The sequence below is a fragment of the Amycolatopsis kentuckyensis genome, assembly GCF_041679295.1.
GTDB classification, from domain to species: domain Bacteria; phylum Actinomycetota; class Actinomycetes; order Mycobacteriales; family Pseudonocardiaceae; genus Amycolatopsis; species Amycolatopsis kentuckyensis_A.
The window spans coordinates 874590-889941 of record NZ_JBGDMD010000005.1 but is presented as its reverse complement, the minus strand read 5'-3'; the positions used below and the strand labels follow the sequence as shown (position 1 = coordinate 889941).

The following is a 15352-nucleotide window of genomic DNA, read 5'->3' as shown; positions in this document are numbered from 1 at the left end:
ACCCCGTTGACCTGTGGCGACCCGGATGCTACACCTATGGCACTCAAAATGCGCAACAGTCGTTGCAACATACGCAACCGAGGTCGCCGCCGATGAACGCCTGCACCATGAACACCGCCGCGCTCGACGCCCTCCGCCAGGAGCGGGTCGACTGGCGCTTCCGCTCGGCCGCCCCCGCCCTGACCGGGCTCACCCTGGCCGAAGCCGCGGACCGCCGGCTCAACCTCTTCACCGACGGGTTCTTCGCGCCCTTCGTCGTCCTCGACGAAGAAGCGCTCGAACACAACCTGCGGACGATGGCCGCCTGGTGCGCCGCCCGCGGCGTCGTGCTCGCCCCGCACGGCAAGACCACCATGGCCCCGCAGCTGTTCGCCCGCCAGATCGAGCACGGCGCGTGGGGCATGACCTGCGCGAACGCCGGCCACCTCCGGATCTACCGCGCCTTCGGCGTCTCGCGGATCCTGCTCGCCAACCAGTTCCTCGACCCCGCCGGCCTGCGCTGGCTGGCCGACGAGCTGGCGGCCGACCCGGACTTCGAGTTCGTCTGCTGGGTCGACTCGGTCCGCGGCGTGGAGCTGATGACCGAAGCCCTCGAAGGCAGCGAACGCCCGGTGGACGTCCTGCTCGAACTCGGCGCCGACGGCGGCCGCACGGGCGTCCGCGACACCGCGACCGCCTGGGCCGTCGCCGAAGCCGTGGACGCCAGCCCGGTCCTGCGGCTGCGGGGCACCGGTGGCTACGAGGGCGCGCTCTCCCACCACACCGACGAAGCCGCGCTCGCCAAGATCAGCTCCTATGTGGACGGTCTGCGGGACCTCGCGATCGCGTTCGCGGACAAGGGACTGCTCGACGGGCAGGTCATCGTCACCGCCGGCGGCAGCGCGTACTTCGACCAGGTCGCGAACGAGCTGACCAAGCCGTGGCCAGCCGGGCTCGACGTGCTGCCGGTGCTGCGCAGCGGTGCGTACGTCACCCACGACGACGGCTTCTACCGCGAGATCTCCCCGCTCGGCGACCACCCGCGCATCGACGGCGTCGAGTCGTTCCGGCCCGCCCTGCGCGCCTGGGCGCAGGTGACGTCGAAGCCGTCGGACACCCTCGCGCTGCTGACGATCGGCAAGCGCGACGCGTCCTTCGACGAAGGCATGCCCGAGCCGCAGCTGCGCCGGACGCCGAACGGTCCCGCCGAGCCCCTCGACGGGCACGTCGTCGCGAAGATGAACGACCAGCACGCCTTCCTGACGCTGTCGGCCGGCTCGCCGATCGAGGTGGGCGACTGGGTCGGGCTCGGCCTGTCGCACCCGTGCACGGTGTTCGACAAGTGGCCGCTGCTGCCGGTGACCGCCGCGGACGGCGAAACCGTCGTCGACCTGGTGCGGACGTGGTTCTGATGGACGTCGTCGTCAAGAACGCGCTGGTCGCCGACGGCACCGGCGAGCCCCTCGCCCGCCACGACGTCGGCATCTCCGGCGGGAAGATCGCGGAAGTCGCCGACGCGGGCTCGCTGACCGGCGGCCGGACGATCGACGCCGACGGCCTGGTGCTCGCGCCCGGGTTCATCGACATGCACTCGCACTCCGACCTGCAGCTGCTGGCCAACCCGGACCACCCGGCCAAGATCACCCAGGGCGTCACGACCGAGGTGCTCGGGCAGGACGGGCTGTCGTACGCGCCGGTCGACGATGTCGTCCTGGACGCGCTGCGGCAGCAGCTGGCCGGCTGGAACGACGACCCGCCGGGGTTCGACTGGAACTGGCGCTCGGTCGGCGAGTACCTCGACCGCCTCGACCGGGGTGTCGCGGTGAACGCGGCCTACCTGGTGCCGCAGGGCACGGTCCGAATGCTCGCCGTCGGCTGGGACGACCGCCCGGCCACCGACGCCGAGCTGACGCGGATGAAGGAACTCGTCGCCACCGGGTTGGCCGAAGGCGCGATGGGGATGTCGTCCGGCCTGACCTACACGCCGGGGATGTACGCCGAAACGAGCGAGCTGGTCGAGCTGTGCCGCGTGGTCGGCGAAGGCGGCGGGTTCTACAGCCCGCACCACCGCAGCTACGGCAAGGGCGCGCTGGAAGCGTTCGCCGAGATGATCGACGTCAGCCGCCAGTCCGGCTGCCCGCTGCACCTGGCGCACGCGACGATGAACTTCTCGGTCAACAAGGGCAAGGCACCCGACCTGCTGAAGCTCCTCGACGACGCGCTCGACGACGGCTGCGACGTCAGCCTCGACACCTACCCGTACCTGCCCGGCGCGACCTACCTTTCCGCGCTGCTGCCGAGCTGGGCTGCCGAGGGCGGGCTCGACGCCACCCTGGCCCGGCTGTCCGATGTGGACACCCGCGAGCGGATCCGGGTGGCCATCGAGGAGTCCGGTTCGGACGGTGCGCACGGCGTCCCGATCGACTGGGACGCCATCGAAATCAACGGCGTCCGCAACGAGCGCAACGCCCACCTCGTCGGGCACAGCGTCGCCGCATCCGCGCGCACACAGGGCACCGAGCCGGCGAAACTGTACTGCGACACGCTGCTCGACGAGAAGCTCGGCACGTCGTGCCTGATGCACGTCGGGCACGAGGAGAACGTGCAGGCCATCATGCGGCACCGCACGCACACCGGCGGCAGCGACGGCCTCCTGGTCGGCGCCCGGCCGCACCCGCGCGCGTGGGGCACGTTCCCCCGCTACCTGGCCCGGTACGTCCGCGAACTGGGTGTGCTGGACCTCGCCGAGTGCGTCGCCCACCTGACCGGGCGGGCCGCGCGGCGATTGCGGCTGACCGACCGCGGGCTGGTCCGCGCCGGGTGCGCCGCCGACCTGGTGCTGTTCGACCCGGACGCGGTCGCCGACACCGCCACCTTCGACGACCCGCGGCAGCCCGCCGCGGGCATCACCCACGTCTTCGTCAACGGCGTCGCCGCCCTCGACGACGGAACCCCCACCGGCGCCCTCGCCGGCCACTCCCTGCGCAACCCCCGGAGAGCTCGATGATCCACTGGCTGCAACACACCACGGGCGGGCTGCTGACGCTCGCCGCCGTCTCGATCGCCGTCCTGCTGGTGCTGATCATCAAGCTGAAGCTGGAGCCGTTCATCGCGCTGATCGTGGTCGGCCTGCTGACGGCGCTGGCCGCGGGCCTGCCCGTCGGGACGATCGTCGGCTCCGCCCAGAAGGCGTCGGATTCCTTGCTGGAGAAGGGGTTCGGCAGCATCCTCGGGCACATCACGGCGATCATCGGCCTGGGCACGATCCTCGGGTCGATCCTGGAACGCTCGGGTGGCGCGAAAGTGCTCACCGGCGCGTTGCTGCGGTCGTTCGGCGAGAAGCGGGCGCCGCTGGCGATGGGCGTCGCCGGGTTCGTCTTCGGCATCCCGGTGTTCTTCGACATCGGCATCTTCGTGCTGGCGCCGCTCGTCTACGTCGCCGCGAAGCAGGGCGGCAAGTCGCTGGTGCTGTACGCGATGCCGCTGCTGGCCGGCCTGTCGATCACGCACGCCTTCCTGCCGCCGCACCCCGGCCCGGTGGCCGCGGCCGGCCTGCTGCACGTCGAGCTCGGCTGGATCATCCTCATGGGCCTGGCCTGCGGCATCCCCGCGTTCCTCATCGGCGGCGTGCTCTACTCGACGTGGATCGGCAAGCGAATCGTCGTCGACGTCCCCGAGGACATGGTCTTCGCCGAGGAAGAAGGCGAGAAGGAGGAGAACCCGCCGTCGCTCGGCCTGGTCGCCGCGATCATCGCGGTGCCGCTGGTGCTGATCCTGGCCGGCACGTTCGGCAGCATCTGGCTGCCCAAGAACTCGGCGCTCGCCGGGGTCGCCGCGTTCATCGGCACGCCCGCCGTCGCCTTGACCGTCGCCGTGCTGCTCGCGTCCTGGCTGCTCGGGCTGCGGCGCGGGTTCACCGGCAAGGACCTCAACGAGCTGGCCGCGAAGTCGCTGCGGCCGGTCGCGATGATCCTGCTGGTCGTCGGCGCGGGCGCGTTCTTCGGCGCGGTGCTCTCGGCGACCGGCATCGGCAAGGCCGTGGCCGACTCGCTGCACGACGCCGGGCTGCCGGTGCTGCTCGCGGCGTACGTGATCAGCTGCGGCATGCGGATCGCGCAGGGTTCGGCGACGGTCGCCATCGTGACCACGAGCGGGATCATCGCGCCGACCGTGGCGCAGCTCGGGTATTCGCAGATCCAGCTGGCGCTGCTCGTCATGGCGATCTCGGCCGGGTCGATCATCGCCTCGCACGTCAACGACGGCGGGTTCTGGATCGTTTCGCGGTACTTCAACCTGACGGTGCCGCAGACGCTGAAGTCCTGGACGGCGCTGGAAACCGTGCTTTCCCTTTCCGGATTCGGCGCTTCGGCATTGCTCATGGCCGTGGTCTAGACCATACTGGGGTGAGCCGCCGACCCGAACCCGTTGGGAGACAATGACGATGACCGGACTTTCCCGTCGCACGTTCCTCGGCGCCGCCGCGGGCGCGAGTGCCGCCACCGTACTCGGCGCGCCGCTCGCGTCCGCGGTCACCACCTCGAAGGGCTGCATCGCCGGAGGGACCGGGTACATCGGCAGCTACACCAGCGGGGCGACCGGCCACGGCCTCGACGTCACGACCCGGTCGGGCGCGACGCTCAACCCCGTGCGCACGGTGCCCGGCATCACCGACACGTCGTGGTTCGACCGCGGGGCCGACGGCAAGACCCTGTACGTCACCAACGAAGGCGACCCGAACGGGTACGTGTCGGCGCTGAACATCGCCGACGCGACGAACCCGAAGCTGCTCAACAAGGTTTCCTCGAAGGGCGGCGCGCCGACGCACCTGAGCGTGCACTCGAGCCAGAAGTACGTGCTGGCGGCGAACTACAGCTCGGGCAGCGTCGTCGTGCTGCCGATCCTGGCCGGGGGCAAGCTCGGCGCGGCCACGGACCTCGTGACGCACCAGGCCGATTCCGGGCAGGCCCACGCCCACCAGGTCGTCAACGACCCGACCGGCCGCTGGGTGCTGTCGGTCGACCTCGGCGCCGACTCGGTGTACGTGTACTCGCTCGACGTCGCCACCGGGAAGCTTTCGCTGCACCAGCAGCTGAAGCTGCCCGCCGGCGCCGGGCCGCGGCACCTCGCGTTCGACCGGACCGGGACGTTCGCCTACATCCTGCAGGAGCTGCGGCCGGAGGTGACGGTCGCGAGCTGGGACGCGGTCACCGGCACGCTGAAGGCGCTTTCCGTCGTCCCGGCCGTGCCGCCGGGCAGCACCGGCGACCTGTACCCCGGCGAGATCACGCTGTCGAAGGACGGGAAGTTCGCCTACGCCACCGTCCGCGGGCCCAACACCCTGGCGACGTTCTCCGTCGCCGGTGCCTCGCTGAAGCTGGTGTCCACTGTGTCCAGTGGCGGCAACTGGCCGCGGCACGTGGCCCTCGACCCCGGCGAGAACTGGTTCTACGTCTCGAACCAGCGGTCCGGCACCGTCACCTGGCTGCCGCGCGACCCGGCCACCGGCCTTCCCGGCGCGGTCGCCGGCTCGCTCGCCGTCGGCAGCGTCAACTCGGTCTACTTCGCCTGACGCCGTTCAGGTACCCACTGGAGGATCCGTCATGAGACTGCGCCGCACCCTGCCCTTGGTCGCCGGGCTGGCCCTGCTCGCCGGCTGCGCGCCCACCCAGTCCGCGCCCGCCGGCTCCGGCGGGGACGACAAGACCGGCACCGTCCGCGTCTGGCTGTTCGACGAGGCCAACCGCGCGCCGAAGGAGGCCGCGGTCAAGGACGCCATCACCGAGTTCAAGGCCGCGCACCAGGGCGTCGAGGTCGACGTCCAGTGGGTACCGGTCGAGGGCCGCGCCGACAAGTTCTCCGGCGCCTTCAACGACCCGGCCAACGCGCCGGACGTCGCCGAGTTCGGCAACACCGACGTCTCCAGCTACGCCGCCACCGGCGCGCTGGCCGACCTGACCGGCGACCTCGGGTCGTGGAGCGAAGGCAAGGACCTCATCCCGACGGTGCTGGACACGGCGAAGTCCGGTGGCAAGACCTACGGCCTGCCCTGGTACACCGGCATCCGGGCGCTCTACTACCGCACCGACGTCTTCACCGAACTCGGCCTCAAGCCGCCGACGACACTCACCGAACTGACCGACACCGCCCGTCGCATCCGCGCCGCCAAGCCGGACCTCTACGGCATCTCCGTCGGCGGCAAGTACACCTACGCGATGCTGCCCTTCCTCTGGGCCAACGGCGGTGAGCTGGCGACGGACAACGGCGGCAAGTGGAAGTCGGCGGTGACCGAGGACAAGGCCAAGGCCGGCGTGACGCAGTACGCGAGCCTGCTCAAGGACGACATCTGCCCGCCCGCGCAGTGCGCGAACCTGACCGGCACGCAGAGCGTCACGGCGTTCGCCGGCGGCAAGGCCGGGATGACCATCGGCGGCGACTTCAACCGCAAGGCCGTCGAACAGGGCGCGGTCAAGGGCAAGTACGCCGTCGTCCCGATCCCGGGCACGACCGCGGGCAGCACCGCCCCTGCGTTCGCCGGCGGCAACCTCCTGGGCGTGTTCAACGCTTCCAAGCACCGCAGCCTCGCGCTGGAATTCGTCGAACTGCTCGGCGGCGCGAAGTACCAGGAAAAGATGTACACGGCGATGGGGAACCTGCCGACGCTGAGCAGCGTGCAGCAGAAGCTCGCGGCGAACGACCCGTTCCTCAAGCCGTTCGTCGACACGCTCAAGGCGGGCACGAAGTTCGTCCCGGCGACACCGGCGTGGTCGAAGATCGACAGCCAGAACGTGCTGCCGACCGCCGTCCAGCAGATCGCGACCGGCGGCAAGGACCCGGCGGCGGCCCTGACCGACGCGGCCGCGGCGATGGACAAGGCCTTCGGGTAGTGGTGACCGTCCAGGAAGCCCCTTCCGTCACGGCGCCCGCGCGGCGGCCGAGGCGGAAGGGGGACGGCCGGGCGGCCGCCCTCTACCTCGCCCCGGCGGGCATCCTGCTCGCGGCGATGCTGGCCTACCCGATCTACCAGCTGGTCCTGATCTCGTTCTACGACTACGGCCAGCCGCAGGCCGCGGGCAACGCGCCGCTGGTGTTCCTCGGCTTCGCGAACTACACCGACCTGCTGTCCCAGGTGCAGTTCTGGACCGTGCTCGGCAAGACGGTCGGGTTCGCCGCGGCGTGCGTCGTCGGCTCGCTCGTCGTCGGCACCGGGCTCGCGGTGGTGGCTTCGCGGGTGCGTTCGCTCCCCCGGACACTGCTGTTCCTGGCCGCGCTGGGCGCGTGGTCGACGCCGGCGATCGCGGGCTCCTACGTCTGGCTGTTCCTCTTCGACACCGACTTCGGCCTGGTCAACGAGGTGCTGTCGGGGATCGGGCTGCCGTTCGAGCACCACTCGTGGACCTTCGGCACGCTCGGCGCGTTCGGGCTGGTCGCCGCCGAGGTGATCTGGTGCTCGTTCCCGTTCGTGCTGGTCACGATGTACGCGGGCATCAAGGGCGTCCCGGACGAGGTCCTGGAAGCCGCGTCGCTCGACGGCGCGTCAGTGTGGCGGACGACGTGGTCGATCGTGCTGCCGATGGTGCGGCCGCTGCTGATGATCGCGACCGTCCAGTCGATCATCTGGGACTTCAAGGTGTTCACCCAGATCTACGTGATGACCAACGGCGGCGGCGTCGCCGGACGCAACCTGGTCCTCAACGTCTATGCGTACCAACAGGCTTTCGCCGGGCAGGAGTACGGCCTCGGCTCGGCGATCGGAGTCGTCATGACGCTCTTGCTGCTCTCGGTCACCGGGCTGTACGTCCGGTCGCAGCGCCGGAGCGCGGCATGGCTGTGAAACGCCCCGGGCGGCTGATCGCCGAAGTCGTCACGGTCGTGATCGCCGGGATCGTCGCGTTCCCCCTGTACTGGATGCTGCTCTCGGCGTTCAAGCCGGCGGGCGAAATCCAGTCGGCGAACCCGAAGCCGTGGACGTTCAGCCCGTCGTTCGACAGTTTTTCGCGCGTGCTCACGGTTTCCGGCTTCGGGCGGTTCTTCGTGAACAGCCTGGTGGTGGCGCTGGTCGTCGTCGTGCTTTCGCTGTTGCTGTCGTTCTTGTCGGCGGTCGCGCTGACGCGGTTTTCGTTCAAGGGCCGGACCGTGCTGCTGGTGATGATCCTGGTGGCGCAGATGGTTCCGGTGGAGGCGCTGACGATCCCGTTGTTCTTCCTGATGCGGTCCCTCGGCGCGGCGGTGCCGGCTTTCGGTTTGAACGAGCTGGGTTCGCTGGTGCTGGTGCACCTGGCGTTCAGCCTGCCGTTCGCGATCTGGATGCTGCGCGGGTTCGTCGCCGCGGTGCCGGTGGAACTCGAAGAGGCGGCGAAGCTCGACGGCGCGTCACGGATGCGGTTCACCTGGCAGATCCTCTTCCCGCTGGTGGCGCCGGGGCTCGTGGCGGTGAGCGTGCTCGCGTTCATCCACGCCTGGAACGACTTCCTCTTCGCCAAGACGTTCATCATCTCCAAGACCGAGAACCAGACGCTGCCGCAGGCGATCCTGGTGTTCTTCAAGCCGGAGGACACCGACTGGGGCGCGGTGATGGCGTCCTCGACGCTGATGACGATCCCGGTGCTCGTGTTCTTCGTCCTCGTCCAACGACGGCTGGTGTCCGGGATGGCCGGCGCCGTGAAGGGCTGACATGGCTTTCGAAACCCTCCTCCCCCGACCGGTTTCCGTTGCGCCCGCCGCGGGTTCGTGCCCGTGGCCGCCCCCCGTGGACGTTCGGGCCGCTGCGCTTCCGGCCGAGGGGTACCGGTTGGAGATCACTCCTTCGGGCGTGGTCCTGTTTTGCGGCGACCCGGCCGGCGAGTTCTACGGGCGGCAGACACTGCGTCAGCTGGCGGGACCGCCGGCCTTCCGCGCAGCTTCCATCGGTGGTGAGCTGTCCGTGCCGTGCGGCGTGGTCGAGGACCACCCGCGGTTCGGCTGGCGCGGGTGCCTGCTCGACGTCGCCCGGCACTACCGGACCAAGGCCGAAGTGTTGCGGTTCATCGATCTGCTGGCGGCGCACAAGCTGAACGTGCTGAACCTGCACCTGACCGATGACCAGGGGTGGCGGTTCGAGGTTCCTGCGTATCCCCGGTTGACGTCCGTGGGCGGGTGGCGGCCGTCGTCGATGGTGGGCAGCGGTGGTGCGCAGGACGGTCGTCCGCACGGCGGGTTCTACACCGGGGACGACTTGCGGGAGATCGTGGCTTACGCGGCTTCCCGGGCGGTCACGGTGGTTCCGGAGATCGACATCCCCGGGCACGCTCGCGCCGCCTTGGCCGCCTATCCCGCTTTGGGGACTTCGTCTTCGTACGAGATCTGGACTTCCTGGGGTATCAGCACCTCGCTGCTTTCGCCTGTTGAATCCACTTTGGACTTCTTCCGGACGGTGTTCGACCACCTGCTGGAGATCTTCCCGTCCCCGGTGATCGCGCTGGGCGGCGACGAGACCCCGGGCGCGACCGACGAGCACCGCGCGTTCGTCCGGCGGCTGGCGGAGCACCTGGTGGCGCGCGGCCGGACGCCGATGGGCTGGGACGAGGTCCTCGACATCCCCGACCTCCCCCCGATGGTGATCGGCTCGTGGCAGAACGAAGAGGCGGGCGTGCGAGCGGCTTCGGCCGGACACGACGTGGTGATGTGCCCGGAGCAGCACGTGTACCTCGACCACCGCCAGTCCCCGGATCCGGACGAGCCGATCCCGGTCGGCTGGGTCCACACGCTGGAGGACGTGTACGGGTACGAGCCGGCGTTGACGGGGGCGCGGTTGCGTGGCGTGCAGGCGCAGGTGTGGAGCGAGCACCTGGACGATGTGCGGCGTGTGGATTACCTGGCTTTCCCGCGGTTGTCGGCGTTTGCCGAGGTGGCTTGGAGTAGCGGGGCGCGGGATTATGCCGAGTTTTTGCCGCGGTTGCGCGACCACCATTTGCCGCGGCTGGATGCGCTGGGGGTGGAGTACCGGCCGCTCGAGGGGCCGCATCCGTGGCAGACGCGGCCGGGTGTGCCGGGCCGGCCGCGCTGATCAGGGCCGGCAGGGCAACGCGGAACTCCTGGCCTGACCGCGCAACCACCTGCCTCGGCCGGCCCCGCCGATGTCGAGTACCAGCCGCTTGAGGGGCGACATTCCTGGCAGACCCGGCCTGGTTGTGCTGGGCCGACCGCGCTGACCAGAGCCTCTGGGGCCTACGTGGAACTCCTGACCGAGCTGCGCGATCACCACCCATCCACAGCTGGACGCACCGGATGCCGAGTACCGGCCGCTCAGTGAGCCCCACGCTGGCCGCCCCGGGCAATGTGGGCGCGGCGGTGTGCGGGGCCGGCGACGTCGACCAGCCCCCACCCTCCCGGGCAGGGGCGCGGGCAAAGTCGGTGTTCTGGGTCGCCGAAGGGTAGCCCGACGTTGGCGGAGCCGCCGCTGACCACACCGCCGCGACTTGCCGGCCCCCTCCCCGGGGGCCTAGTCCAGGCTATCGACGGTGGCCGACAAGCCCGGCCGGAAGCCGGTCAGCGCGCCGGGTTGTCCACATTCGTCGCGAGATGTGCACGCTTCACGGCAGCAGCGTCACCGCGAACGACCGCGTCGGGCCCACGTTGCCCGCCGCGTCGATCGAGCGGTACTCGATCCGGTGGCGCCCGTACCCCGGCTTCCGTTCGGCGAACGGCGACACCGTCAACCCGCCGGACCCGAGGTTTCCGTACGCCAAGCCGTCGATCTCGGTCCCGCGGGGCGTGAACAGGTACGGCGCGTTCGGGTCCGTCGGCCAGCCGTAGTACTTGTGCCAGCCGTCGCCATCCACGCGGAACTCCGGCATTCCGTCCGACGCCGTCAGCTTCATCGTGAACGACCCGTGGAACACCGTGCCCGGTGGTAGCGCGACCGTCGTCGTGGGGCCGTCCGCGTCCACCGTCCAGGTCAACGTGCTCCCGCCGGTCGTCGCCGTCAGCGTGTGCTCGCCGCGTGACTCCTTCAGGGCGAAGTCGGCGCCGCTTCCGGCCGGCCTGCCGTCGAGGGTCCAGCGGATCGGCGGGATGGCACCGGTCGGCTCCCCCGTCTCGACGTAGACCACGTCGTGGCCGCCGACCGGCGCGGCGGTCGGCGTCGACGCCACGACCGCCGGACCACCCGCGGGTGGCGTGACCACCGACGTGTCCACGATCCACGTGCGGGTCGCCGTCGGCCGGACGGCCGGGTCGCGGACGAACGGCGTCGGGTCGGTCACCGTCGCCGTCAACGTGTGCTTCCCCGGCTTCACCTGGGCCTGTCGCAGGTCGACGGCCTCCGAACCGCGCAGCGGACGGCCGTCGAGGGTCCAGCCGACGTCGAGCCGGTGGCTCACCGGGTGCATTGGACGGACCCACACGACGCGGTCGGCGCCGATCGTCCCGGCCGGGGTGCCGCCGCTGATCAGCGGTACCTTCGCCGAAATCCGCTGCGTCATCCGCTCGCGGCCGACCTGGTCGAACGCGTAGCCGAGCGTCTTCATCATCGAATGCGCGCTGGGCCGCCAGACGCCGGTCTGGGTGTAGAGGCCGCCTTCGAACCGGCCGATCGTGCCGCCGGACTCGCTCGGCTCGCCCAGCCAGCGCCACCACTTCGCGTGCTGGTCGCGCAGCTGCTGTTCGGTGAGGAGCGTGTGGTGGATCGAGGCCGGCTCGCCGCCCTCGTACGCGCCGCCCGGGACGTTGCGGGCGTAGTAGTCGTACTCGTCGTCGAGGCCGCCGAGCGAGTGGCCCAGCTCGTGCGGGGAAATCAGCGCGGAAAGCGCGTTCCCGCCGGACGCCGTCGCGTACGACCCGCCCGCGCCGCCGTAGGTGGAGCTGTTCCCCAACGCCAGGATCTGCCGGTTCGCGCTGGTCGTGCCGGGCACGAGGTCGGCGTACCGCTGCGCGGCCGCGTCGTCGACGGTCAGCAGGCGCTGGACGCTCTGCGGGTTGCAGCCGCCCCAGAAACCCATGTCCAGCGGGGTGTCGCGCCGCGGTGCGTCCAGCGCGGGGTCACAGTCCACACCGGACTCGGGCGAGGCGATCGACACGGCGTAGACGTTGAAGTAGCTGCGGTAGGACTTGAACGGCTCGAGCGACCAGAGGGTGCTGACGTGCCGCTGGACGTCGGCGAAGAACTTGGGCTGTTCGGCTGCGGTGTAGCCGTCCCCGAGGACGACGAGGTTGAACCGCTGCGCGGCCGGCCCGGTCACCTGGACGCCGGTGACACTCGCGGCGGCCGGTTCGGCGGCTGGTGCGGGGGTGGCGAGTCCGAGAGTCAGGACGACGGCGGCGAAGAATCCGGCCCACTTCGACATGGTCCCGGTCTACCGCACCGGAAAAGCCGCCGGAACCGCCGGAAGTCGGGCTATCCTCGCGAAATGGGGAATCGAGGGGGAATCCTGGTCGCGGCCGGCGCGCTGGCGCTGCTGACCGCGTGTTCGACGCCGGCGCCCGCGCCGGCCGCGCAGACGACGGCGACGTCGACGCGTCCGGCGACGGACCGGCCGTCTTCGGAAGCGCCCGCACTGGGTCCGGGCCCGGGCTCGCAGCCGCCGACGACACCGCAACCACCGCCGCCGCACTCGCCGGACAAGGTCACGTCGGCGTGCCCGTTCCTGGGCGTGACCGAGACGAGTGCCGCGATGGGCGTCGTGCTGGACACGTACGCGGTCGAGGAGGCGCCGAGCTCGCAGCAGGGCGCGACGACCTACCACTGCAACTACGCCAGCCGAACCGGCGGCCGGCAGCTGTTCGACCTGTACATCACAGTCGTCCCGGGCACCGGTCAGGTCGCGGCGCTGGTCAAGGAGTGGACCAAGCCGTGCGTGGAGCCGGCGACACCGATCGCGGGCGTGGACGGCACCACGCGCACCTGCAAGCTGAACGACAACGTGATCGGCAACGGCCGCGGATACGGTGACGTCATGCTGCTGGTGGCGAAGAAGTCGCACGGCCAGACGCGGCTGGCCGAGCTCGACTTGCGCCCGTTCGCGCCCGAGGTCTACGCGAAGATCGCCCGGCTCCTGAGCGACCGGCTGTAAGGCGTTATACGCGAGTCAACCGGTACCAGACTTCAGGCCGGCCCACCTGGCCGTAGTGCGGCTCCCGCTGCGCCATCCCGTTGTCCGCCAAGTACTCCAGATACCGCCGAGCCGTCACCCGTGACGCACCGATCGCCGAAGCCGCCGCGCCCGCGGACAATCCTTCCGCCGCTCCCGACAACGCGTCGGTGATCGCCTCCAGGGTCTGGACGCTCATCCCCTTCGGCAGCGGTGGCTGCTCCGTCGTCCGCAACGCGCCCAGTGCCCGGTCGATCTCCGCCTGGCCCGTCACCTCACCCGACGCGTCGCGGAATTCCGCGTAGCGCTCCAGCTTTTCCCGCAAGCTCGCGAACGTGAACGGCTTCAGCAGGTACTGCACCACCCCCACCGACACCGCGGCCTTCACCAGACCCAAGTCTCGCGCGGAGGTCACCGCGATGACGTCGATCGGCAGCCCCGCCGCGCGCAACGACCGGCACACCGCCAAGCCGTGCGTGTCCGGCAAGTAGAAGTCCAGCAGTACCAAGTCGACCGGCTCGCGCTCGCAGAACCGCAGCGCCTCGCCGCCGGAATGGACGACGCCCGCCACCGAAAAGCCCGGCAGCCTCTCCACGTACACGCGATGTGCCTCGGCGGCCACCGGCTCGTCCTCCACCACCAGCACCCGGATCACCGGTCCGCCTCCTGTCTGGGCAGCCGCACGGTGAACACCGCGCCGCCGTCGTGGCCGACGTCCACCGTGCCGCCGTAGCGGCGCACCGCCTGACCGACCAGCGCCAGGCCGAGCCCGTGGCCGTCCTCCGCCTTCGTCGACCAGCCGCGGCGGAAGACGTCCGCGTCCTCGGGCACGCCCGGCCCGGTGTCGGCCACGCGCAGCAGCAGCCCGTCGTCCTCCGAGCGAGCCGTGACGACGACCTTCGGGTGCCCGCTGCCGCGCACGGCCGCGTCGAGGCCGTTGTCGATCAGGTTGCCGAGGATCGTCACCAGGTCGCGGGCCTCGATGCCGAGCGAGACGTCGTCGATCACCGTGTCCGGCGTGACCGTCAGCTCGACCCCGCGTTCACTCGCCTCCGCCGCCTTGCCGAGCAGCAGCGCCGCGAGCACCGGCTCGGCGACCGCGCCGACGACGCGGTCGGTCAGCTCCTGGGCGAGCGCGAGCTCGGCGGTCGCGAACTCGACGGCCTGCTCGGGTTTGCCGATCTCCACCAGGGAAACGACCGTGTGCAACCGGTTCGCGGCCTCGTGCGCCTGCGACCGCAGCGCCTCCGCGAGACCGCGGGCGGTGGTCAGCTCCCCGGTCAGCGTCTGCAGTTCCGTGTGGTCGCGCAGGACGACGACGGTGCCCTGCGCCCGGCCGCCCGAGCGGACCGCGGTCGTGCTGACCAGCAGCACCCGGGCGTCGGTCAGGTGCAGTTCCTCGGCACGGTTTTCCGCGGACCCGAAGGCCGAGACCAGCTCCTCCGGCAGACCCAGCGAAGTCAGCTCGCGCCCGACCGGGTCGGCGTCCAGGCCGAGGAGGGCGCGCGCGCCGTCGTTGCACAGGCCGATCCGCCCGTCCCGGCCGACGAGCAGCACCCCTTCGCGGACCGAGTGCAGCACGGCTTCGTGGTACTCGAAGAGGTTGCTCAGCTCGTCCGGCGCGAACCCGCGGGTCTGGCGCCGCAGCCGGGCGCTGATCAGCCAGCCGCCCAGCGCCCCGACCACCAGGACCGCCCCGGCGACGCCGAACAGCGGCCACAGCCGTTCGCGCAGTTCGGCCGAGATCGCCGCGACGGTGATCCCGACGGCGACCAGCGCGACGACGCGGCGGTCCGGGCCGAGCACCGGGACGACCGTGCGCACCGATGGGCCGAGCGAGCCCGTGTAGGTCTCGGTGTAGGGCAGCCCCTGCTGCGCCTGCGCGATGTTGCCGATGTAGTGCTGGCCGATCAACGCCGGGTTCGGGTGCGTGTAGCGGATCCCGGCCGGGCTCATGATCGTGATGAAGTCGACGCCGGTGTCGGCCTGCACGCGCACCGCGTACGGCTGCAGCGTGGCGCTCGGGTTCGGCGCCGCCGCCGCGCTGACGACGGTCGGGGCGTCCGCCACCGCCGAGGCGACCGCGCGGACCTGGTCGCGCGCGTTCTCGTTCACCGCACGGGACGCGTCGAGGTAGGCGAACGTGATGCCGGCGCCGGCGAGCACGCACAGCACCGCCAGCTGCAGCACGAGCAGCTGACGGGCGAGGCTCCAGCGGGACCGCATCGTCGGGGGCACCTCCTCATACCAGCACACGCGCTCCAGGTGTCCGAAGGGGACGGTCCGCGAACTCAATGAACACAAGTGAG

At 70.7% G+C, this 15352-nt stretch carries 12 protein-coding genes; 9 read left to right on the top strand and 3 right to left on the bottom strand.

Annotated elements, in window-relative coordinates; genetic code table 11:
* Positions 1-92: 92 nt before the first annotated feature.
* Genes ACERZO_RS24995 through ACERZO_RS24960 form a run of 8 tightly spaced genes read left to right on the top strand, consistent with a single transcriptional unit; the run spans position 93 to position 10021 of the window.
* Positions 93-1391: an amino acid deaminase gene (locus tag ACERZO_RS24995; RefSeq protein ID WP_372667169.1), complete on the top strand. Its 1299-nt coding sequence runs from the start codon at positions 93-95 to the stop codon at positions 1389-1391.
* Complete coding sequence (locus ACERZO_RS24990; RefSeq protein ID WP_372667168.1) at positions 1391-2986, top strand: N-acyl-D-amino-acid deacylase family protein; 1596 nt, start codon at positions 1391-1393, stop codon at positions 2984-2986. The genes ACERZO_RS24995 and ACERZO_RS24990 overlap by 1 nt, the downstream gene beginning before the upstream one ends.
* Positions 2983-4371, top strand: coding sequence for a GntP family permease (locus ACERZO_RS24985; RefSeq protein WP_372667167.1), 1389 nt, complete (start codon positions 2983-2985; stop codon positions 4369-4371). The genes ACERZO_RS24990 and ACERZO_RS24985 overlap by 4 nt, the downstream gene beginning before the upstream one ends.
* A gap of 49 nt (positions 4372-4420) precedes the next feature.
* A complete protein-coding gene (locus ACERZO_RS24980) occupies positions 4421-5548 on the top strand; it encodes a lactonase family protein (RefSeq protein ID WP_372667166.1) in 1128 nt (375 codons plus the stop codon).
* Positions 5549-5579: 31 nt separating this feature from the next.
* On the top strand, positions 5580-6863 hold the full coding sequence (locus tag ACERZO_RS24975; protein WP_372667165.1) for an extracellular solute-binding protein: 1284 nt from the start codon (positions 5580-5582) through the stop codon (positions 6861-6863).
* Positions 6863-7810, top strand: coding sequence for a carbohydrate ABC transporter permease (locus tag ACERZO_RS24970; protein WP_372667164.1), 948 nt, complete (start codon positions 6863-6865; stop codon positions 7808-7810). Before ACERZO_RS24975 ends, ACERZO_RS24970 begins: the two co-directional genes overlap by 1 nt.
* Positions 7801-8649: a carbohydrate ABC transporter permease gene (locus tag ACERZO_RS24965; RefSeq protein WP_372667163.1), complete on the top strand. Its 849-nt coding sequence runs from the start codon at positions 7801-7803 to the stop codon at positions 8647-8649. The genes ACERZO_RS24970 and ACERZO_RS24965 overlap by 10 nt, the downstream gene beginning before the upstream one ends.
* A gap of 1 nt (position 8650) precedes the next feature.
* Positions 8651-10021, top strand: coding sequence for a beta-N-acetylhexosaminidase (locus ACERZO_RS24960; protein ID WP_372667162.1), 1371 nt, complete (start codon positions 8651-8653; stop codon positions 10019-10021).
* Positions 10022-10547: 526 nt separating this feature from the next.
* On the opposite strand, the gene ACERZO_RS24955 is transcribed toward ACERZO_RS24960, so the two are convergent.
* Positions 10548-12299 carry a M64 family metallopeptidase gene (locus ACERZO_RS24955; protein WP_372667161.1) on the bottom strand — a complete coding sequence of 584 codons (1752 nt, stop codon included), beginning with the start codon at positions 12297-12299 and terminating at the stop codon, positions 10548-10550.
* A gap of 63 nt (positions 12300-12362) precedes the next feature.
* Between ACERZO_RS24955 and ACERZO_RS24950 the strand changes: the two genes are divergently transcribed.
* A complete protein-coding gene (locus ACERZO_RS24950) occupies positions 12363-13025 on the top strand; it encodes a hypothetical protein (protein WP_372667160.1) in 663 nt (220 codons plus the stop codon).
* Positions 13026-13029: 4 nt separating this feature from the next.
* Here the strand turns inward: ACERZO_RS24950 and ACERZO_RS24945 are convergent, their stop codons facing one another.
* Together ACERZO_RS24945 and ACERZO_RS24940 are read right to left on the bottom strand one after the other, a co-directional pair.
* A complete protein-coding gene (locus ACERZO_RS24945) occupies positions 13030-13698 on the bottom strand; it encodes a response regulator (RefSeq protein ID WP_372667159.1) in 669 nt (222 codons plus the stop codon).
* Positions 13695-15269, bottom strand: a complete 1575-nt coding sequence (locus tag ACERZO_RS24940; RefSeq protein WP_372667158.1) for a sensor histidine kinase — start codon at positions 15267-15269, stop codon at positions 13695-13697. The genes ACERZO_RS24945 and ACERZO_RS24940 overlap by 4 nt, the downstream gene beginning before the upstream one ends.
* Between the last annotated feature and the right edge of the window lie 83 nt (positions 15270-15352).

What these genes read in the sequence shown, in the direction of transcription:
- ACERZO_RS24995 (WP_372667169.1), top strand. Translation starts at nt 93, where the DNA reads ATGAACGCCTGCACCATGAACACCGCCGCGCTCGACGCCCTCCGCCAG.
- ACERZO_RS24990 (WP_372667168.1), top strand. Translation starts at nt 1,391, where the DNA reads ATGGACGTCGTCGTCAAGAACGCGCTGGTCGCCGACGGCACCGGCGAG.
- ACERZO_RS24985 (WP_372667167.1), top strand. Translation starts at nt 2,983, where the DNA reads ATGATCCACTGGCTGCAACACACCACGGGCGGGCTGCTGACGCTCGCC.
- ACERZO_RS24980 (WP_372667166.1), top strand. Translation starts at nt 4,421, where the DNA reads ATGACCGGACTTTCCCGTCGCACGTTCCTCGGCGCCGCCGCGGGCGCG.
- ACERZO_RS24975 (WP_372667165.1), top strand. Translation starts at nt 5,580, where the DNA reads ATGAGACTGCGCCGCACCCTGCCCTTGGTCGCCGGGCTGGCCCTGCTC.
- ACERZO_RS24965 (WP_372667163.1), top strand. Translation starts at nt 7,801, where the DNA reads ATGGCTGTGAAACGCCCCGGGCGGCTGATCGCCGAAGTCGTCACGGTC.
- ACERZO_RS24960 (WP_372667162.1), top strand. Translation starts at nt 8,651, where the DNA reads ATGGCTTTCGAAACCCTCCTCCCCCGACCGGTTTCCGTTGCGCCCGCC.
- ACERZO_RS24955 (WP_372667161.1), bottom strand. Translation starts at nt 12,299, where the DNA reads ATGTCGAAGTGGGCCGGATTCTTCGCCGCCGTCGTCCTGACTCTCGGA.
- ACERZO_RS24950 (WP_372667160.1), top strand. Translation starts at nt 12,363, where the DNA reads ATGGGGAATCGAGGGGGAATCCTGGTCGCGGCCGGCGCGCTGGCGCTG.
- ACERZO_RS24940 (WP_372667158.1), bottom strand. Translation starts at nt 15,269, where the DNA reads ATGCGGTCCCGCTGGAGCCTCGCCCGTCAGCTGCTCGTGCTGCAGCTG.